Origin of the sequence: Hymenobacter frigidus, assembly GCF_014640435.1 — a bacterium.
In the GTDB taxonomy this organism is placed as follows: Bacteria; Bacteroidota; Bacteroidia; order Cytophagales; family Hymenobacteraceae; genus Hymenobacter; species Hymenobacter frigidus.
Genome location: NZ_BMGY01000019.1, coordinates 1 through 19,927, shown reverse-complemented (window position 1 = coordinate 19,927; position 19,927 = coordinate 1). Strand labels below are relative to the sequence as shown.

Sequence of the window (19,927 nt, the reverse complement as noted above, 5' to 3'; positions counted from 1 at the left end):
TCTACAGCGGGCAGCTCAACCCCGCCCAACGTTTCCCGTTCTGCTTTTTTATGAGAAAAATCTCCTCACTATTTCGGGCCGCGTTGGCTCTGTTCGTCATTGTTCTAATCGGGGCCTGCACGGCCACCAAACCCGTAGCCAACCCCAAGCTGCTGGTGCTGGGCCACGCCGGCTCCGGGTTTTTCACGCCCATTAGCCCCTTCAATTTCCGGCCGCCGAGCAGCTGGCGCGGCATCCGGCGGGCATTATTGCGCGGGGCCGATGGCGTTGAAATCGACCTGCAGCTAGCCCGCGACAGCGTGGTGATGCTCTACCACGACCAGCAGTTGGAAAACAGCAGCACCGGCACCGGTTGCGTGAGCGAGCGCACCGCCGCCGAGCTTACTGCGCTGCGCTACCGCGGCGGCTGGCCCTACGACTGGATTCAGAAGGAGCGGCCCATCACCTTCGATACGGTGCTGGCCCGCTTCGGCCGCCTTCCCAACTTCCCCAATATTCACCTCGACTTGCACGAGGATGACCAGTGCCTGCCCGTTGGTCGCCAGCACGAGCGGGTGCCGCTGCTCATCCGCCAGATTGCCCGCAGCCTCGCCCGCTACCGCGTGCCACCCTCCAACGTACTGCTCGTGACCCAGGAGCCCAGCACCGTGCGCCTGGCCCGCGCCGCGCTGCCGGGCGTGCGCATCGGCCTCGAAATCGCCTCCGATGAATTTGCCTTCGGCCTGAAAGTGGCCAAAACCGAGCGGGTGCGCACCGTAGTGCTCGATGCCGACCGGGTGACGCCCGAGCAAACAGCCCAGGCTCACGCGGCCGGCCTCACGGTGGTGGTGTTCGGCGGCCGTTCAGCCAAGGACATCCGTCGAATACTGGCCAGCCAACCCGATGAGATTGAAGCCGATAACGTGAAGCGCCTGCTCATTATGCAGGGCCGGGGAAAGTAGAGTTGAGGGAAGTAGGGCCGTGGGAAATGAGAAAGAAACGGTCATGCCGAGCGCAGCCGAGGCATCTCGCGTGGGGTAGTGACTCAATCGTTGAACGGTAATGATTACTGCCCCGAGCGAGATGCCTCGGCTGCGCTCGGCATGACCGGCAGTTAATGATGAACTCAAATAACGCTTCGTGCCCACTGCATATCTTCGCCGGAACAACCGCCCCTTAATCAACCCCATGAAATTAACCTTACTGCTGGCGGCGCTGCTGGGTGCTGCTGCTGCGGCCAGCCCGGCCCACGCCCAAACTCCGGCATCCTACCCGCTGCCCTCCGAAGCCGACCGGGCGCAATTAGCCATCACCATGGCCGATACGCTCTACATTCAGCAACACTACAAAAAGTCGGAGTTTCAAATTGCCATGCGTGATGGGGTGAAGCTGTACACCATCATTTACGCGCCCCTTGACGCGGACAAGGTGCGCTACCCCGTGATGCTGAACCGCACGCCCTACGCCATCGGCCCGTACAAGTCGGATAAGATGAAGAAGAACCTGGGCCCGAGCAGCACCATGCTGCACGAAGGCTACATCTTCGCCTACCAGGACGTGCGCGGCCGCTACATGAGTGAAGGCCAGTTTGTGGACGTGCGCCCCGAAAAAGACACTCATACCGGTAAAACCGACATCGACGAAAGCACCGACACCTTCGACACCATCGAGTGGCTGCTCAAGAATAAGCAGGCTCCCAAGAACAATGGCCGCATCGGCCAGTGGGGTATCAGCTACCCTGGCTACTACACCGCCACCGGCCTGCTGGCCCGCCACCCGGCCCTGAAAGCGGCCTCGCCCCAGGCCCCTATTGCCGACTGGTTCTGGGACGACTTTCACCACAACGGCGCGTTTTTTCTGCCCCACGCGTTCAACTTCCTGGCCTCCTTCGGCCTGCCCCGGCCGCAGCCCACGCCCACCGGTAACCCCAGCTTCAAGCACGGCACCCCCGACGGTTACGATTTCTTTATGAAGATGGGCCCGTTGAAAAACGCTGACGCCCGCTACTACAAAGGACAGGTCACGCTCTGGAATGAGATGATGCAGCACCCCAACTACGACGACTACTGGAAGGCCCGCGACCTGCGCCCCCACCTCAAAAACCTGCAACGCGGCACCGCCGTGCTCACCGTGGGCGGTTTCAACGACGCCGAGGACCTGTTCGGGGCGCTCAACATCTATAAGAGCATCGAGAAGCAAAACCCCGGCCTGCGCAACGGCCTTGTGATGGGTCCCTGGGTGCACGGCGGCTGGGCGCGCGGCACCGGCGAGCTGGTGGGCAACGTGGCCTACGGCCCCGCGCCCTCGCTCCACTACCAGCAGGAAATCGAAGCCCCGTTCTTCAAGGCTTACCTGAAAGACAACAAGCCCGCCGCCCTGCCCGAAGCCACCGTGTTTGAAGGTGGCACCAACCAGTGGCGCACCTTCGATGCCTGGCCCCCCAAGCCGGCCCAGGACAAGGTGCTCTACTTCCAGCCCGGCGGCAAAATTTCCTTCGAGAAGCCCACCTCCGGAACCGAATTCGACCAGTTCCTGAGCGACCCGGCTCATCCCGTGCCCTTCACCGAAGCCACCGCCACGGGCATGACCCGCGAGTACATGACCGACGACCAGCGCTTCGCCAGCCGCCGCCCCGACGTGCTCACCTACCAAACCGACGCCCTCACCGCCCCGCTCACCCTGGCCGGCCCCATTGAGGCCCTGCTGCAAGTGGCTACCACCGGCTCGGATGCCGATTGGGTGGTGAAAATCATCGACGTGTACCCCGACGATGCCCCCGACAACCCGCGCCTGAACCCGGCCGTGCGCCTCGGCGGCTACCAGCAGCTGGTGCGCTCCGAGGTGATGCGCGGCCGCTTCCGCAACAGCTTCAGCAAGCCCGAGCCGTTCGTGCCCGGCCAGGTCACGCCCGTGCCCTTCACCGTGCAAGACCTCATGCACACCTTTCGGCCCGGCCACCGCCTCATGGTGCAGGTGCAAAGCACCTGGTTTCCGCTTGTCGACCGCAACCCGCAGAAGTACGTGGATAACATCTACGAAGCCAGCGAAGCGGATTTCCAAACGGCTACCCACCGGCTGTATCACTCGCCGGCGCAGGCCTCGCAGCTGGTGATGAAGGTGCTGCCTTAACGATTCGGCCACGGCGGAACCTCACCCCCGGCCCCTCTCCAAAAGAGAGGGGAGCTAAGGCGACCGGGTATTGCGATGTGCTTACTGGTGAAATAAAAAAGTCCCGGCTCAGTTTCGAGCCGGGACTTTTCGTTGGTTTCGTCAGGCTCCCCTCTCTTTTGGAGAGGGGCCGGGGGTGAGGTTCCGCCGGCCGCGCCCTACTTGCCCATCTTTTTGGCTTCCGCCATCAGCTCCTCGTTCATCTTCACGTACTCGCCATTGGGCGGCGTGGCGGCCAAGGCCGCTTTTTTCGAAGCTTCGGCGGCTTTGGTGGCGCCGGCGTAGTCCTTCATCTTGAGGCGGATTTTGGCTTCCGTGTTCAGGTTCCAGAACTTGGTAGGCTCGGCGGCGTTGGCTTTTTCCATCCAGGCCAGGGCTTGCTTCAGGTCCTTGTTGTTGTCGTAGTAGTACACGGCGGCCGAGGCGAGGTCGCCGGAAGCGGGAGTGGCGTTTTTGGTGATTTTCTCGTCAATCTGGGCCATCACCTTGCTTTCCACATCGGCGGTCACCTTGAATTTGGCACCGGTCATTTCCCACTCCATGGCCACGTTGGCGGTGGCGGGGGTGATGTCGGTGAAGCCGATGGTGAAGGTTTCCACCTTGCTGGCCACTTTGTAGGGCTTCACGCTGAAGCGGGCCACGTCCTGGTCGTCCTTGAAGCCGTCCACGTCGGCTCCCAGCTTGGTGTTTTTGTTCAGCACCACCAGCCATTCGGCCTTGTTGGGGATGGTGTAGATGCCGTACTCGCCGGCCGGCACTTTCTTGCCCTCAATCGTCACATCGTCCGAGAACTTGATGCTGGTGGTGGCGTTGGCACCCGTGCGCCAGCGCTTGCCAAACGGCACCACGGTGCCGAAAATAGCGCGCGTCTTTGCGCTGGGGCGCGAGTACACTACCGTGATGTCGGTGAGGCCCACGCGCTGCATGACCGTGCTTTTGGGGCTGGCCTGGGGCGTGGAGATTTGGGCGTGGGCGGCCGGGACGGCCAGCAGGGCAACGGCCGTAGCAACGACCGTGGAGAAACTCAGCAAATGCTTGCTCATCAGTAAGGGAAGAAGTTGGTGGTGTGATTGTGGGGCTAAAAATACGAAACCCGCGCTGGGGACGCAGATTTTGAAACCAACAGAGCGAGTAATTACGCGGTTTTGATAACGACCGGGCCGGGGGACAAAAGGCCAGTTGCTAAAAATGCATTGATTTGGCTGGATAGTTTCGTCAGTTCGGCGTAAGTGTTTATCGGAGCATTGAGTACGAGTACGGTCAGGGTGTACCGGCCAAAATTCTGCTGGTGTTGCAGGTTTTTATCAAATGTCAACAGGGCGTGGAAACCCTCAGCCAGCATCAGCTTCAGCAGTTCGCCGTTGTTAATACCGTTCCACAGCTTGTCCCGAACAGTAAAAATTTCGTGGGCCGGAAAGTCCTGTTTTAGGCGTTTCGGCAGGTTCTCGTCAAGCAGCAGCCGCACAGAGTTGGGCTGCATTGGTTGAGGTAAGCAGCTTGTTCGCGGTTTCGAGCAGCGCGACGGCCTGCGCTTTAGAGACGGTGGGGAAATCAGCCAGAAATTCATCCAATGAAACACCCGCTTCTAAGTGGTCGAACAAGGTCTCGATAGGAACCCGAGTGCCGGCAAATACGGGCTGACCGCCCAAAATGTCGGGGTCGGTAGTGATAAGGGTGCGCAGGTCCATTGCTTGAGACTTTTTGGTATATGTGGGTACGGGAACTGATGGGGTAGGGCTAAAAATACGAAACCCGCACTGGAAGCGCGGGTTTCGTGTCAGTCAGCCAGTCAGTCAGCCAGCCAGCAGGTCCGAATAAGCGTCCGGCTTGCTCAATAAGGTCTAATTAGCGCCGGGAAATGCATTGGTCAGGTCGGGAAACGCATTAGTCAGGCCGGGGATTGCTGCGAGGGGGGCGGGAAACGATTTGCTTGCTCCCTAGCTCAACTCAAACTGCAGCTTGAGCAGGTTCGCGTACAGGCCGTTCTCGTTGTCGGCCAGTTGCTCGTGCGAGCCTTGCTCCACGATGCGGCCGCCGTCAATGACCAGGATTTTATCGACTTTGCGAATCGTGCTCAGGCGGTGGGCGATGATGATGGACGTGCGGTTTTTCATCAACTCATCCATAGCGCCCTGCACCAGCTTTTCGCTCTCGCTGTCGAGGGCCGAAGTGGCTTCGTCGAGCAGCAGGATGGCCGGGTTTTTCAGGATGGCGCGGGCAATGGCCACACGCTGGCGCTGCCCACCCGAGAGCTTGATGCCGCGCTCGCCCACCACCGTGTCGAGGCCTTCGGGGAAGGAGGCGATGAACTGCCAGGCGTTGGCCTTGCGGGCGGCGGCGATGATTTCCTCGTCGGTGGCCGTGATTTTGCCATAGGCGATGTTCTCGCGGATGCTGCCGCCGAAGAGCAGCGTTTCCTGCGGCACAATGCCCACGTGGCGGCGCAATTCGGTGAGGTCGTAGCTGGTGATGGGGCGGCCGTCGATGAGGATTTCGCCGCCGCTCAGCTCATAAAACTGCATCAGCAACGATACAATAGTGCTTTTGCCCGCGCCGCTGGGGCCCACCAGCGCAATTTTCTCGCCGGCCGCGATGTCGAAAGAAATGTCCTGCAGCACCGGTAAATCGGGCCGGGTGGGGTAGCGGAAGACCACGTTGCGGTACTCAATATTACCCTGAATGGCCAGCGGCACCTGTCCGGCCGGGAGGGCCAGGTGCGTGGGCTCGGTGTGCTCGTCCAGGATTTCGAGGATGCGCTCGGAGGCGCCCAGCGTGCTTTGCACTTTGCCGTACATCTCGCCCAGGCCGCCCACCGACGCGCCCACGAAGGCCGTGTAGATGATGAACGAAACCAGCTGCCCGATTTCGAGGTGGTCGGGGTCGGTGATGGGCGTGTGGACCAGCGTGGCCCCGCGCCACAGCACCAGAATGATGCCGCCAAACAAGCCGATAATCACGAACGACACGAACGAGCCGCGGTATAAATTACTCTTGAGAGCAGCGCTCACGGCCTTATTCAGGGAGAAATTGTAGCGCCCGATTTCAAACAGCTCGTTGGTAAACGCCTTCACCGTGTTGATGGCCTGCAGGGTTTCCTCCACAATGACGTTGGTTTTGGCCAGCTCCTCCTGCGTTATTTTCGACTGCTTGCGAATCTTCTTGCCGAATACAAATGCGGCCAGCACCAGCACCGGAAACGTGGCCAGCATGAACAGCGAGAGCTTCACCGACGTCACCATGATGAGCACCGTGCTCACAATCAGGGTAAAAACCTGCCGGAATAGCTCCGCTAGCGTGAGCGAAAACGTGTCCTGAATCATGCCCACGTCGGAGGTGATGCGTGAGGTGATGGCTCCAACCCGGTTTTTCTCGAAAAACGGAATCGGCAGGCTCACGAACTTGGCGTAGAGCGCCTGGCGAATGTCGCGCACCGTGAACTCGCTCACCTGCGTGAAAAACCAGATGCGGCCGAACGAAAAGAACCCCTGGAACACGATAACGGCAAAGAGCAGCAGCGCAATCCGGTTGATGTTGAGCCCCACCCCGCCGGGCAGCTGCACGTCCTTGCCATTGGCTGCGTCCACGAGCTTGCCGGCCACCCACGGAAAGGCCATGAAGGTGGCGCTGCTCAGGGCCAGCAGCGCCATGCCGACGATGAACTTGCTGCGGTACGGCAGCACGTAGCGGAAAATCCGCAGTCCGCGCTGAAAGGCTTCTTTGGTAAGCTTAGGTTTCGGGGCGTCCGGCGCAAGGTCGGAGCCGCTGGTATTCATTCCACTACGGGCCATCGGGGGTAGGCTAATCTGCTAATTGTGACGCGGCAAGAACACCTGCCGGCATGAGGGCCGCATGAAGCGGGGTAACAAGGGGAGCTTTGCTTAATAAGCACCGAAACGGGCTGTCGGTTTGGCTACTTTGGCTGCGCCAGAAAAATTTACCGGCGCTTGGGCTGTCGGCGCACCTGCTCCACTTTAATTTCACCAGCCCCACCGAAAGGCACGGGCAGCTGGATGAGCATGGCGATGGGCCGGCCCCGGCGCATGGCTGGCTGCCAGCCCGTGAGCAGCGGCACCACGCGCAGGGCCTCGGCATCGCACTCGGGCGAGAGCGACCGGGCCACTTTGGGGTCGGTCACGCTGCCGTCGGCGTTCAGGGTAGCCGTAACGAGGACGCTGCCGCTCAGCTGTTTGGCCTGGGCGGCAGCCGGGTACTTAATGTGTTCGAGAAAAAACAAGCCCAGCCCTTCGGCCCCGCCCGGGTACACGGGGGCGCGGTCGGGGCGGTTGGCATCGGGGTGGGCCTGCACCTGCATGTGGCCCGGCCGCAGCACGATGGGTTGCTGGCCGGTGCCTGGAGCGGGCGTGGGTTGCTGCGCAAAGCCGGCCGCCGGGCCCAGCAGGGCCAGGGTAAGGAATAAGATTTTCATAGAATAAACGGATAAGACCCGGACAGCCGCCCGGACAAGTAGAATGCCGATAAACCCGCAGACGTTCCCGCGGGGTACTTGCCTCAAACGCGTGCTACAGCGCCAAGGCAGCGTTGGCGGGGGCCGCATCGGCGGGGCGCGAAATGGCGAGCAGGCCCAGGTACACCAGCGTGCCGTTGAGCAGCAGGATTTCGAAGCCGAACTTGTAGCCGTTCAGCCACTCCACCGAATTGGATACGATGAGCAGCGTGAGCAGCACCGCCGCCACGCAGGTGGGCAGCACCAGCCGGTCGCGCAGCTGCCGCCTGGTAAGAATACCGAAGGCAAACAGGCCCAGCAGCGGCCCGTAGGTGAAGCCTGCCGCCTTGTAAACGGCATCAATCAGGCTCTGCTCGTTGAGCACCCGGAAGATGAGGATGATGACGATGAGTACCACCGACCAGCCCAGGTGCGTGAGCTGCCGCAGCCGCGTCTGCCGGGCTTCGGGGTACTGCTGAATGTTCAGGAAATCGACGCAAAACGAGGTGGTCAGGGCCGTGAGGGCCGAATCGGCCGAGGCGTAGGTGACGGCAATGATGCCCAGAATGAAGATGATGCCGGCCGTGAGCGAGAACTGCGTGGTGGCCAGAAAGGGGAATACCTTGTCGGTGTCGAGGGTGCCGTTGAGCTTGAGCAGCTGCGGCAGCTCGGTCAGGGTCAGGCCCCGGGCGGTGGCGTATTGGTACATCAGCACGCCCAGGGTCAGGAACAGGATGTTGACGCTCACGATAACGGGGGTGAACCAGAACAGGTTCTTCTGGGCTTCGCCGAGGCTGCGGCAGCTCAGGTTCTTCTGCATCAGGTCCTGGTCGAGGCCCGTCATCACGATGGTGATGAACATGCCCGAGGCGAACTGCTTCCAGAAAAACTTATCATCCCGGAAATCCGAAAAATACATTTGCGACATGGGGCTGTCCTGCACCGAGCTCACCAGCTGCTTGAACGAGTAGTTCAGCGCATCGGCCATGAAGTATATGCTCAGGCCCACGCAGGTTAGCATGGCCAGCGTCTGAAACGTATCGGTCCAGAGAATAGTCTTGAGCCCACCCTTGAAGGTGTAGAGGTAGATGAAGAAAATGCTGACCATCACCGTCACGGTGAAGGGCACGCCCATCGAGTCGAACACCGCCAGCTGCAGCACGCCCGCCACCAGGTACAGCCGCAGGGCCGAGCCCAGCGACCTCGAAATCAGGAAAAACAGCGCGCCCGTTTTGTAGCTCCAATAGCCGAACCGCTGCTCGAGGTACGAATAGATGCTTACCAGCCGCAGCCGGTAATACAGCGGCAGCAGCACGGTGCCAATCACCACGTAGCCGGCCACGAAGCCCAGGGCCACGGCCAGGTAGCTCCAGCTTTTGCCGTACACGTTGCCCGGCACCGAGATAAACGTGACGCCCGAGAGCGAGGTGCCAATCATGGCAAAGGCCACCATGTACCACGGCGCGTTGCGGTTGGCCACGAAGAAGCTCTCACTCGTGGCCCCGCGCGACGTGAGGATGGCAATAACGATGAGAACAGCGAAGTAACCCGCAACGAGGCTTAATACTAAAGTTGGCGACATAGGGGGCAAAGGTAGCGCCTCCGTCACTGGTGCGCTATTCCCTTATTCCCAATCCTGCCAGCGCAGCACCTCGCCCACGGCGGGCGTGTGCAACTCGCCGCGCAGCATGCCGCCGGCCGCCACCTCCGTCAGCTGCCGTAGCGGCTCCGCCGCCGGCTCGTCGCTTAAGTCGAAAGTGCCGTAGTGCATCGGCACGATGTGGCCGGCCCGCAGCACGTTCACGGCCTTGGCGGCCTCGTGCGGGTTCACGTGGCTTTTGGCCATCATGTAGGCCGGCTTATACGCCCCGATGGGCATCAGCACGATGTCGAGCGGGCCGAAGCGTGCTTCAATGGCCTCAAAATGGTCGGCGTAGGCCGTATCACCGGCGAAGTAGATGAGCTTGCCGGCGGTGCGAATCATGAAGCTGCCCCACAGCACCTGGTTAGCATCGGTCACGCCCCGGCGGTGCCAGTGGGCGGCGGGCAGGTAGGTGATTTCCAGCGGGGAGTCCGGGCCGAGGTCGTACTGCTGCCACCAGCCGGCCTCTTGCACCGGCAAGCCGGGAGCCATGCCGCGCAGCACCGGTGCCATGCGGAGCGACGAGAGCACCCGCAGCTGCGGGTTTTGCCGGGCCAGCAGCTTTATGGATTGCTCGTCGAGATGGTCGCGGTGCCCGTGCGAGAGCAGCAGATAATCGATGCTCCGAATGGCTTCGGGCGGGCAGGGGAGGGCGTGGCGGCGGCGCAGGCCCAGCGAATTGAACAGCACGGGGTCGAAGAGCAGCGACACGCCCGCCACGCGCAGCAGAAAGCTGGAGTGGCCCAGCCAGACCAGCATGTCCTCCGTCGATGAGAAAGCGGCGCTGCCATCCACCACGTTCGGCACCCAGGTATCGCGCTTCTTCTCCTCCTTCTGCGGGTTGGCTGAGAGCTGCCACTTGAGCACCGTCGCCAGGTTGGGCGCGAACAGCTCCTCGCCGTTGGCGAATTCGTTACCGAAAAGCTTATTGCCAGGGTAGCCGGGCCGCACGGTCGGTAGGGCGTCGTTGCGAAGAAAGGAAATACGTTTGGCCATGAGCAAAAATTGGGAACCACAGAGCCCAGAGAAACGGGTGAACCCGCGAACTGTTTCGATTGATAAGGAATGCTGGACGCCGAATAATCGCAGCGCGTCATCATTCAAAACGCCCCACCGACAACCGATGGGGCATCTCCGTCTGCGAATACGGCACTATTCATTACCACTGGACGCGGTTACTGTCCTTGCCAAGCAGTAGCCTACGTCTTCCGAATCTCGTCTTTCAGGTGTTCAATCAGCTGCACAAATTCCGGTTTGGCCTGAATGCCATGCTGCCAGGCCAGGCCCATTTCGGCCAGGTTGTATTGGTGCTTTTTGCTAATGGTGGCACCGGCAAGGCATAGTCCGGCGGCATCGCGCTCGGGCCCCAGCAGCCAGAGTGTGTCCGAAAGGGCCGTGGTAGTGGCCAGGTCGTGCGACACGATGACGACGGTATTCAGCTCGTCCGAAGTTGTTACTTCGATGATGACCCTCTTCACTTCGTCAATCATCGAAACGTCGAGGCCGGAAAACGGCTCATCCAGAATAATGAGGTGTTCCGAGCACAGCAGCTGCTGGGCAATGGCCGCCCGCTGGCGCTGCCCCCCCGAAAGCTGAGCCGGGTACTTGCGGCGGTGCGGGGCCAAATCGAAGCGACTCAGCATGTCTTCGGTTCGGGCGATGGCATCGGCAAGGGCATGTTTGCGGCGCGCGGCTACCAGCAGGTTGTCAAGCAGCGTGCGGTGGTCGAACAAGGGGTAGCGCTGTTGCACGAAGCCCACGTCGCCGGGGCACACGGGCCGTTGAGGGTTGGCCACCTGCACGGTGCCGGTGCTGGGCGGCAGCAAGCCCGCAATGATGCGGCACAGCACCGACTTGCCGATGCCCGAGCGGCCATAAAACCCCACCACTTGCCCCTGTCGCACGCCGGGGCGTACTACGTTGAGCACGTCGAGGCTGATGTCGCGCAAGATGACCTCGCCCCCGAACTGCATCGAAATATCTCGCAGCGTCAGAATGGGCTCATTGTAGGAATGGTCTGGCATTATTTTGCTGCCTTCAGCGCGGAGTAAGGAAAGAATACCCGGCGCAGCAATTCAAACAAGTAGTCCTGCGCCGCGCCCGTGGTCAGAATCACCAGTTGAATAGCGACAACGCCATCCAAATGCAAATACCGGTTCTGCTTGTAGAGCAGCAGGCCAATGCCGCCCTCGGACTGATACAGCGTTTCGACCAGCGTAATCATGGTCCAGATGATGGCGAAGTTTTGGCGCACGACTTCGAGCATATCGTCCAACTTGCCCAGCACCACTACCTCGTAGAAGCTGCGCCACTCGCTCATGCCCAGGGTGCGGGCGTGGTCCATTTCTTCCTGCGAGGTGCTCAGAATCACGCTCGTCATGCCCGTGACCAGGTACACGGTGGCCCCGAAAATGAGCACCGAGAGCTTCACCTGGTGGCCGGAGCTCACCATGAGGGCCATAAAAAAGGTGAGGCCGGTGAGGGTGAGGTAGCGCATCTTGGAGGCCGCGTAGGCGATGGGCCGAAAAAAAGGCAGCGCCGTGAGGTAGGAAATCCCCAGCGCCAGCACCGTGGCAATACCCAGCGCCCCGAGTGCCGTGGTCAGGCTGGCCCACAGTTCTTGAATCAGCCCCTGCGTCGTCACCAAGTCTTTGAAAGAAGCCAGAACTTCCCCCAAAGTAGGGAACAGCTGCAAGGGATAAAACAGCCACAGCAGCAGCAGCAGTAGCACCTGGCACGCCACCATGGTCAGAAAAACCGGGGTCCGGGGCTTGGCGTTGGGAACGAATAAGTCTTTCATGGCGTGTGGCGGGGACTCTGCGAGTCCTCGCGTAACGAGCGCAGCGAGTACCGTCGGCTGCGCCTGTTTTAAAGGTAATGTTGTTCGGAAATCCAGGCGGCGACACTCGCTGCGCTCGTTTCGCGGACTCGCAGAGTCCACGCTACTGCTTAGTTGCCCAATACAATTTCTACGCGGCGGTTTTTGGCTTTGCCGACGAGTGTTCCGTTGCTGGCCACCGGTTCGGTAGGGCCATGGGCGTACACCTGAATCCGGCCGTTGGGGAAGGCACTGCTGCTTTTGCGTTCCAGCCACTGGCGCACGGCCATGGCGCGGTCTTCCGAAAGCTGCTGGTTGGCTTGCGGGTCGCCGGCGTTGTCGGTGTGGCCGTGCACCGCCACTTTCAGGTTGCCAGCCACCACCAGGTCATCAAATAGCTGGTTTAGCTCTTTTTCTGCCGAAGGCGTGAACGTGCTTTTGGCCGAATTGAACTCGATGTTCCAGGCCCGCTTGCTCACGTTGCGGCGAATTTCGTCGCCCGCCGCAAATTTTTGAGTTTCGGCCGGAGCCACCGTTTTGCCTTTGTAGCGGACCTGCAGGTTGCGCAGCAGCGTGAGGTCCAGCATGTCGTTCAGGGGCACATAGCTGGGCAGCTCCTTGGGGTAGAGCTTGCTCTGCACGTCGCCAAACGCCTTGTACACCGAAGCATAAATGTTGGTGCCGCCTTCGTTCAGACCGAACAGGCTCAAATTATCGCTGAAATTGAAGACTTTGCTGCCGCCCAGCTCCACCACGTCGCCGTTGCGGTCGGCCTCGCTCACGCCTTTGTAATACTTCAGCCAGTATGCGCCGGGCTTGTCTTTGTCGCCGTACACTTCGGCCGAGATATCGGCGGCGCGGGCCAGCGCTTCGGGGTGCGATTTCACTTGGTCGCCGGCCATGGCGTGGGCTAGCATAATGCCTTCTACTTCCTTCTGATGGGCATCGTACCAGCGCTTGGTGGTCACCATAATGTTGGGCATCTGGTTCGAGTACTCTTTGGTCGACACGATGCTCACCAAACCGCCTTTTTGCTTGGCGATGTTCACGTCGCCGGGGGTCCAGGTGGCCACGGCATCGGCCACCACGTCCACTTTCACGCCGGTGTTTTTGCCGTCCACGATTTTGTCGCGGCTTTCAGGCTTGCTCAGGATGTACTTTTCGGCGGCCACCAGGAAGTCGCTGGCGGCCATGAAGTTTACGGCCTGCGGGTCGTAAGTGGTTTCGTCGGGGTTGACTTTCAGCCCGTTGTCGGCGCACCACTTCAGGGCGATGTTCTGGTCGCCGTCGCGCAGGTAGCAGGCCACGGTTTTGCCCAGGGCCAGCTTGGGGTTATCCAGCCATTCTTTCGGGCCCATCAGCTTGTCTTCGCCGAAGGATTTGCCCATGCTGTAGGGGATGATTTGCAGCTGCGTGCCGGCCTTTTTGAGCTGCTCCTGCACCGCCGAGAAGCCGGGCAGGCCGTCGCCCATGATGCTCACAATCAGGCCCGGCGTGGCGGGGTTGGCGGCCAGGTCGACGGCGTTTTTCACCAAATCGGCCTGCATCTTGCTCACGTCGTCCTGCCGCACAATTTGCATGTCCAGGCCGTTGCTGGCCATGGCAGAGCCCGTGGTGGTGCGGGGGCCGCCGTTGGCCAGCATGCCGGCCATCTGGCTGTTCCAGGCCATCACCTCCCACACCACGGGCGTGCCCTTGTCGGCTGGGGCCGTGCCAGGTAGCGCGGCCAGCGGCACCACCGTGTTTACGCCACTGCCACCCGTGGCGGCCGGCAGCTCAATCGAGTTCAGCAGAACGGATTCCGTGGCGGCTTTTTTAAATAGCAGATTACTGGAAGTGAGTTTATTAATGCCAAAGTATAAGCCCGCCAGGACAATGATGGCAATGAGAATTTTACCGCGAGTGGTCATTTAGTAATGTGTTGATTTTGGAATGTGCTGATGTGCTTTGCTGAGTTGGCCGGCGAAGTTCTTGGGAAATAAAATTCTGATTAGTTGAGTGCCAGGGTAGCTATGCTTCATAATCAGCACACCAACTCACCCAGGAATCAGCGCTTCAATTAATCAAGTAGCTTGCCGTAGGCATCATCGGTGGCTTGCCGGGTAGCGGCCACGTTCAGGCGTACCGGCGGCTCATTGTCCATAATGGCGCTAAACTCACCCTTTTGGTACTTGTCGAGCAGGCGCTGGCCCTTCTCGCTCATCACGCCGTTCTGGATGTCCATTTCCTTCACGAACTCCTGCGAGTAGCGCATGGCCTGCTTGATTTGGCCGAGCTGCTGGGCCATATCCTGGGCCACGCGGTCGGTGGCTAGGTCGAAGAAGTACTTCTTGTCGGGGTCGCCGCGCAGGATGTTCATGGCGGCGCGCATCCCCGAGCTGGTGCGCTTCACCAGCTCGTACTCATCCTTCAACAAGCTGACTTTGAACTTGCTGTTGTCAATCTGGCGCAGGGCGGCCTTTAGAATCTGGCGCATTACCAGGCTCACGTTGGCCGTGGTGGTGGCCATGGGTTGCAGGCGGCGGTTGTAGTCTTCGAGCTGAGCGGCGCGACTGGCGTAGTTGTCGGCGCTGTCTTTCTCGCCCTGGCGCAGGGCCGAATCGGCCAGGGCCAAATACTCCTGCATCTGGGTGCGGTTGGCATCCACCTTGCGCTTCACCAGCTCGTTGGCTCCTTCGATGTGGCCCACCTCTTCCTCCATGTTGCGGGCTTCCTTTTCCGTATTCCGTATGTAATCCTCCATGATGCCGATGGGGTCGGTATTGACGAACAGGCCCGCCGCAGTCCGGAAAATGCGTTGCCCCAGGTACCACAGCCCCGCCTGAATCCGCTTGTTGGTAGCCAGCAAAAACAGCACGAACAGCACGCCCAGGCCAATGCCCAGCTTCACGGTATCAAACACAATATCAATCAGGTACGGCAGTATCTGGCCCCAGTAGTACACGCCCATGCCGGCGAGCAGTGCCACGAACGCCCAAGCGGCTGCTTTTTCGGGCTTTTGCCACGAAGGCAGGCCATCAGCGGGCGAGGGCGGTCCAAGTAATGGTGTGTTCATCAAGCAGAAAAAAAGGGTGCGTTGTTCAGGTGGTCGAATTAGCAATACCGGCGGCAAGCCAGTCTATCTGGCTGCGCCGCCAGTGCTCAGAAAAGCTTCCGCTGCCTTGTAATGCGCTTGCAGGTCGGTCAGGGCCGCCGAGTTGGCCAGCTCGTAGGAACTCAGCGCGGCCTGGGTTTTTTGGCGCTCGTCGGCCAGCTGCTGCTGGGTTTGCAGCAGCAGCTGCTGCTTGGTCTGGAGCTGGCGGGTGAGGTCGGCCAGGTCGGCGGCCAGTTTTTTCTCCTGGGCCGTGAGTTGCACCACAGCACTCGGAGTACCTCCCGGAGCGTTGGCTTCGCCCATTTTCTCGCGGTGCCGGGCCAGCACCTTGTCGCGGTCGGTGGTCAGGGCTTGCTCAAATTGCGAAGCTGAGGCCAGCAGGCCCGGCACGGTACTGCCATTCACCGCCGAAAAGGCATTAAACGCCGTTTGGTAGAGCAAGGGGCCGCTCATGCCGGCGGCGGTCATGCTCTTCACCATTTTCATGTAGGCTCCGAAATCCTTGCCGTCGCCGGCCAGCAGGCTGGCAATGTGGTCGAGGTGGCGCTGTTCGGCCTGCGTCACGGCGGGCGCGGCAAAAGGGGAGGGCACCGCGGAAACGGCACCGGGACCAGATGCCCCAAACTGGGCCGTGGATGGGTTATTGAGGGCTTTGGCCTCGTCCTCGGGCTCAATAAAAAAATCCTTGGCCGCGTTCGTGAGCTTGTCGAAAATTTCCATGGGAAAGGATAAAAAAGGCGGAAGAAGAAGCTGGTAGCAAAGTTGGCTGGGCGCTTATCGTTTATAAAACGACCCCGCAACCGTTCAAAGGTAAAGGTATTAGGGAATGTCGCGGTTATTTCAGCCGCACCAAAAAAACCCCGCTGGAACAACCAGCAGGGTTTTCACTTTTCGTGACTTAGAGTCAGGCCGTAGCCAGGCTGCCTAGTTCGAAGCCTGGCTGGCCAACCAAGCCTCGCGCAGCACCTTTTGGGCGGGAGTGTACACCATCTTCTCCACGCTTTCCATGGGCTTCACCTGCACGTTGGGGTCTTCGGCGAGGATGAGCTGGGTGGTTTTTTCTACGCCGCCCCGGGTCTTTACCTTCACAAATACCACGTCGCTGGGCGAATGCTTGCGCAACACGCCATCAAGGTCGCCGGCGCTTTTGATTTCCTTGCCATCCAGCACCACAATCTGGTCGCCCCGGTCGATGCCGGCTTTGTACAGGCCCGAGCCAATTTGGGTATTGTAGGCCACCAGGCAGCGGCCCTCCTCGTCAAACTCCACCTGGCTCGGCAGGGCCGCGCCCAATGCCCGGGTCGGAATCACGGCCAGTCCGGCCACCGTCAGGTTTTCGCTGAAGCGGGGCTGCTCGCGGCCGTACACATACTGGCGGAAGAAGCGGTTGGCAAACACGGTGTCTTTGCTCACTTCGCCCAGCACGCGCTGCAAATCGCGCACGTTGTAGGGCGCGGCGGGGGCGTAGCCGTTCTGCTTTTTACCGTACTGCTGCCACATGGCCTGCATGAGCTTATCGAGCGAGGAGCGGTGATGCTGGCGCAGCTGCAAATCGAGAACCAGAGCAATGCCGGCCCCCTGGTCGTAGTACGAAAGGTTGGTGTTTACCAGGTTCATGGGGGCAGTGGTGCCCGCATGGTCGGTGAAGGCGGCCTGGCGGCTCATGTCGATGGCCGAGGCGTAGCGGGCGCCGGGACTGTTCTGGCGCAGGTTTACCCAGCGGCTGATGTCTTCGAAAAACGCCTCGTCATCAATCAGCTTGGCTCGGCGCAGGGCCAGACGGCCATAGTACTGCGTGAAGCCTTCGGCGAACCAGAGCGCGTCGCTCATGTTCACCCGCTGAAAATCGAAGGGCTCCAGGTCGCTCGGGCGCAGTCGCTCCACGTTCCAGGCGTGAATGAACTCGTGGGCCACCGTGCCCAGGTTTTGCAGCTCGCTCTCGTCCTTCAGCGGGCGGGGGCTGGTGAGCGACGTCGAGTTGCGGTGCTCCATGCCGTCGGCCGTGGCCTGCGACAAGTAATTGGCGATGAACGTATAGCGGGCAAAGTCAAAAGTGGGCAGCTCACCGAAAATGGCTTTTTCCTCTTTCACCACTTTCTGAATTTTCTTGGCGTAGCCGTCGAGCTCGGCGGCCGGGCCCATATACAGCGTGGCCAGCTCAATGGTCTGGTCGCCCTCGGTCCAGCTCCGCACCTGCTGGGCACCCAGCGAAACCGGGCTGTCCATCATGTACTGCATGTTGGGCGCCGTGAACGTGTTTTTTTCGGCTCCCGGACGCAGCTGCGTGGCCGCTTTCCAGCTGGCCGGCAGGTCAAACTTTATCTCGGTTTGGCGGCCCTCCAGGCCGGTGGCGTAGCACAGGGCGGCGGGCAGGTTGAGGTGGGCATGCTGTTGGTCGATGCCCACGTTGGTACCATCGGTCAGGTCGCCGTAGAGCGTGTAGCTGAAAATAACCGTGCCGTCGGCGGCCGGGTTCACATCCCAGCCATAAGGGTCGGGGCGGTTGAGGGGCAGGGGATGGTTGCCGCCGTCGGTAGCCACTACGTAGTACACGTTTTTGGCAAAATCATGCAGGGCGTAGCGGCCGGGCGAGCTGCGGGCCATGCGCACGTGCAGCGGTCCGCCCGGCAGCCCCGAGAAAGTGGCCGAAACCCGCGCCTCGTGGTGCACCGCATTTGGAAACGACACGGCGTAGCGAACAGCCGGCCCCGTATCGGCTTTGGTTTGGGCTTGCGCACCGAATGAGCCCAAGGCTAGCGCGAATAAAATAGTAGCAATGTTTTTCATGGGCAGAATAATAAAGAAATTAAGGAACAGGCTGAAGCCTCCAGAGTAAACAGGAATACAAAGATGTGGGAAATTTACAACCAAACGGGGAGTTTTACCCCAATCAACGGTGTGAATAATGTTAAAATTATGTTTTGACCGCGTGAGGCCCTGTTATTAAATATCAAAGGCTTGGCTTCGTGGGATTTTCACTGAAAACCACTGCCTCAATGGCTCCGCCAAAAAAAGTGCCGTGGTCAACCGCCTGTAATCCCAGGCTCGCCAGGGCGGGGCGCAGGGCCGGTAGCTCGGTGGCCCGCAGCCCGGTGGTCAGCCGAAAAAAAGTATACATGAGCGTGAGCAGCGCCCGCCGCCAGCCCCGCCGAGCGGGCCGAAAGTCGGCTAGCAACCAGGTAGCCCCCGGCCGCTGGGCCTTCCGCAGCTGCGCTAATGCCCCGGCAAGCTCCGGCAGCGCAAGGCAATCGAGTACAAAAAAGGTGACCACCGAATCAAACTGCTCGGTGGGGGTGAGCGCGGCTTGGGTGCCGTGCCGAAACTCAACCTGGGTGGTGGCAGCGGGGCAGACCCGCGCCAGCCGTGTGCGGGCACGAGCCAGCATTTTTGGCGAAGCCTCCAGGTACAGTACCGTGGCCTGAGGCCGGCAGCGCAGCACTTCCAGCAAAACCCAGCCGGTGCCGCCGCCCAGTATGAGCACGTGCGGGGCCCCCGCCGGCAAGCCCACTAGCGCCGCCTGCTGCGCCCGCCGCTGCGCCGGCCCAAACACGAGCCCGGCCAACACATCGTAGCACCACGCCACGCGGTCGAATCCGGTGGGACGCGTGCCGGCTGCCACGGGCGAAAATGGGGCCGCTAGCGGGTTAGACATGTGAGAATGGGCGGTAAATAGAAAAAAAACATGGTGGCAAGTAACTGAAAAACAATCTTCGGAGGGTTACTGCCTGGTCCAATTGCGAAAAAAAAGGCCTTGGTATTGCGCCGCTGCAAAATGAGACTGTATCTTTGCAGGACCAAAAGGCGCGGTTCTAACGAGAAAAGCAACTTTTAACCTAGTGATGCGCTTGTGGCGAAATTGGTAGACGCGCTGTCTTCAGGCGGCAGTTCCGCAAGGTGTGGGAGTTCGAGTCTCCCCGAGCGCACGTTTTTAAAAAGCCAGCCCCACCCGGGCTGGCTTTTTTCGTTTGTAAGTATTGGGACCAGGGGTTGACTTGTTTTCGATGGTTAATCACCCTTGCCCGGACCGTGCTTTATGAATCGTTTCACCGCTCGTTTGCTGGCGTTGGCAGGGCTGCTCACCGTGGAAGTGGTGCTGGCCATGGTGTTGTTCGTGGCCGCTTTTGGCGTGTTCTTCTACTTGGCGCGGGTGGTTTTCGTGCACCACTCGCTGGCCCTCGATACCTGGGCTTCGGGTGTTGTCGACGGGTGGCGGGCGGCAGAGCCGGGCCTTACCGGGCCGGTTCGTTTCGTGACGTTCTTCGCCGCGCTCCCATTTTTGCTGCCGGCCAGCGTCGCGGGCGTGCTGCTGCTGCGCCGGGCCAGCCACCCGCGCGAAAGCTGGGAATTGCTGGTGGCCATGGGCGGTGGCATCCTCCTCAACCAGCTGCTCAAGTTTTATTTCAACCGTCCCCGGCCCAGCAACGCGCTGCTCCAAACGCTGGGACTCAGCTTTCCCAGCGGCCACGCCATGCTGGGGGTCACGTTCTATGGCTGCCTGGCGTGGCTACTGGCGCGGCACCTGGGCCACGCGCGCTGGGCCGTGCCGCTGCTGCTATGGGCGGGGCTCATCGGCATCACGCGGGTGTATCTGCATGCCCATTACGCCACCGATGTGCTCGCGGGCTTTGCCGGTGGCGCCGCGTGGCTGGTGCTGTGCCGCGCCGGCATCAAGCTTTTTTGGAAAGAAGAACGCGCCATGCTCGAATCTGCTGGCAACGAGCCTGTTTAGGGTTTTTGGCGGCGGGCAGAGTGGGCAGCAAAAAGACTCCCAAAAAAGTCGGA

17 protein-coding genes and 1 tRNA gene are annotated in these 19,927 nt (G+C 60.6%); 4 read left to right on the top strand and 14 right to left on the bottom strand.

Translation table 11 applies throughout. The features are described 5' to 3' along the window. Positions 1-50 precede the first annotated feature (50 nt). Positions 51-941, top strand: coding sequence for a glycerophosphodiester phosphodiesterase (locus tag IEW17_RS11405; RefSeq protein ID WP_188562173.1), 891 nt, complete (start codon positions 51-53; stop codon positions 939-941). Positions 942-1,167: 226 nt separating this feature from the next. Continuing rightward, a complete protein-coding gene (locus tag IEW17_RS11400) occupies positions 1,168-3,108 on the top strand; it encodes a CocE/NonD family hydrolase (protein ID WP_188562172.1) in 1,941 nt (646 codons plus the stop codon). A gap of 197 nt (positions 3,109-3,305) precedes the next feature. Here IEW17_RS11400 and IEW17_RS11395 read toward each other — a convergent pair whose 3' ends face one another. From IEW17_RS11395 to IEW17_RS11330, 14 genes are all read right to left on the bottom strand, one after another. Then, entirely contained in the window at positions 3,306-4,190 is an 885-nt protein-coding gene (locus IEW17_RS11395) for a DUF2911 domain-containing protein (protein WP_188562171.1), read from the bottom strand. A 92-nt stretch (positions 4,191-4,282) separates the two neighbouring features. Then, on the bottom strand, positions 4,283-4,612 hold the full coding sequence (locus tag IEW17_RS11390) for a DUF5615 family PIN-like protein (protein ID WP_188562170.1): 330 nt from the start codon (positions 4,610-4,612) through the stop codon (positions 4,283-4,285). Beyond that, positions 4,596-4,835 (bottom strand): DUF433 domain-containing protein, encoded by a 240-nt coding sequence (locus IEW17_RS11385; RefSeq protein WP_188562169.1) that lies wholly within the window; start codon positions 4,833-4,835, stop codon positions 4,596-4,598. Before IEW17_RS11385 ends, IEW17_RS11390 begins: the two co-directional genes overlap by 17 nt. Positions 4,836-5,084: 249 nt before the next feature. After that, on the bottom strand, positions 5,085-6,935 hold the full coding sequence (locus tag IEW17_RS11380) for an ABC transporter ATP-binding protein (RefSeq protein ID WP_229748960.1): 1,851 nt from the start codon (positions 6,933-6,935) through the stop codon (positions 5,085-5,087). A 146-nt stretch (positions 6,936-7,081) separates the two neighbouring features. After that, positions 7,082-7,573 (bottom strand): energy transducer TonB, encoded by a 492-nt coding sequence (locus IEW17_RS11375; protein ID WP_188562168.1) that lies wholly within the window; start codon positions 7,571-7,573, stop codon positions 7,082-7,084. A 94-nt stretch (positions 7,574-7,667) separates the two neighbouring features. Then, on the bottom strand, positions 7,668-9,173 hold the full coding sequence (locus IEW17_RS11370) for a sodium:solute symporter (protein WP_188562167.1): 1,506 nt from the start codon (positions 9,171-9,173) through the stop codon (positions 7,668-7,670). 42 nt (positions 9,174-9,215) lie between these two features. Next, positions 9,216-10,229, bottom strand: a complete 1,014-nt coding sequence (locus IEW17_RS11365) for an MBL fold metallo-hydrolase (RefSeq protein WP_188562166.1) — start codon at positions 10,227-10,229, stop codon at positions 9,216-9,218. Between the two features lie 203 nt (positions 10,230-10,432). Then, positions 10,433-11,257, bottom strand: coding sequence for an ATP-binding cassette domain-containing protein (locus IEW17_RS11360; RefSeq protein WP_188562165.1), 825 nt, complete (start codon positions 11,255-11,257; stop codon positions 10,433-10,435). Beyond that, positions 11,257-12,033 (bottom strand): ABC transporter permease, encoded by a 777-nt coding sequence (locus tag IEW17_RS11355; RefSeq protein WP_188562164.1) that lies wholly within the window; start codon positions 12,031-12,033, stop codon positions 11,257-11,259. Before IEW17_RS11355 ends, IEW17_RS11360 begins: the two co-directional genes overlap by 1 nt. 149 nt (positions 12,034-12,182) lie before the next feature. Then, a complete protein-coding gene (locus IEW17_RS11350; protein ID WP_188562163.1) occupies positions 12,183-13,961 on the bottom strand; it encodes an OmpA family protein in 1,779 nt (592 codons plus the stop codon). A gap of 149 nt (positions 13,962-14,110) precedes the next feature. Further along, a complete protein-coding gene (locus IEW17_RS11345; protein ID WP_188562162.1) occupies positions 14,111-15,106 on the bottom strand; it encodes a PspA/IM30 family protein in 996 nt (331 codons plus the stop codon). A gap of 63 nt (positions 15,107-15,169) precedes the next feature. Further along, positions 15,170-15,865 carry a hypothetical protein gene (locus tag IEW17_RS11340; protein WP_188562161.1) on the bottom strand — a complete coding sequence of 232 codons (696 nt, stop codon included), beginning with the start codon at positions 15,863-15,865 and terminating at the stop codon, positions 15,170-15,172. A gap of 204 nt (positions 15,866-16,069) precedes the next feature. Continuing rightward, positions 16,070-17,932 carry a M61 family metallopeptidase gene (locus tag IEW17_RS11335; RefSeq protein WP_188562160.1) on the bottom strand — a complete coding sequence of 621 codons (1,863 nt, stop codon included), beginning with the start codon at positions 17,930-17,932 and terminating at the stop codon, positions 16,070-16,072. Positions 17,933-18,095: 163 nt separating this feature from the next. After that, complete coding sequence (locus IEW17_RS11330; protein ID WP_188562159.1) at positions 18,096-18,797, bottom strand: class I SAM-dependent methyltransferase; 702 nt, start codon at positions 18,795-18,797, stop codon at positions 18,096-18,098. A gap of 189 nt (positions 18,798-18,986) precedes the next feature. Here IEW17_RS11330 and IEW17_RS11325 point away from each other — a divergent pair. Next, a tRNA-Leu gene (locus IEW17_RS11325) sits at positions 18,987-19,068 on the top strand. A gap of 110 nt (positions 19,069-19,178) precedes the next feature. Beyond that, the gene (locus tag IEW17_RS11320; RefSeq protein ID WP_188562158.1) at positions 19,179-19,874 is read left to right on the top strand and encodes a phosphatase PAP2 family protein; all 696 of its coding nucleotides are present in this window, start codon (positions 19,179-19,181) and stop codon (positions 19,872-19,874) included. Positions 19,875-19,927: the final 53 nt, after the last annotated feature.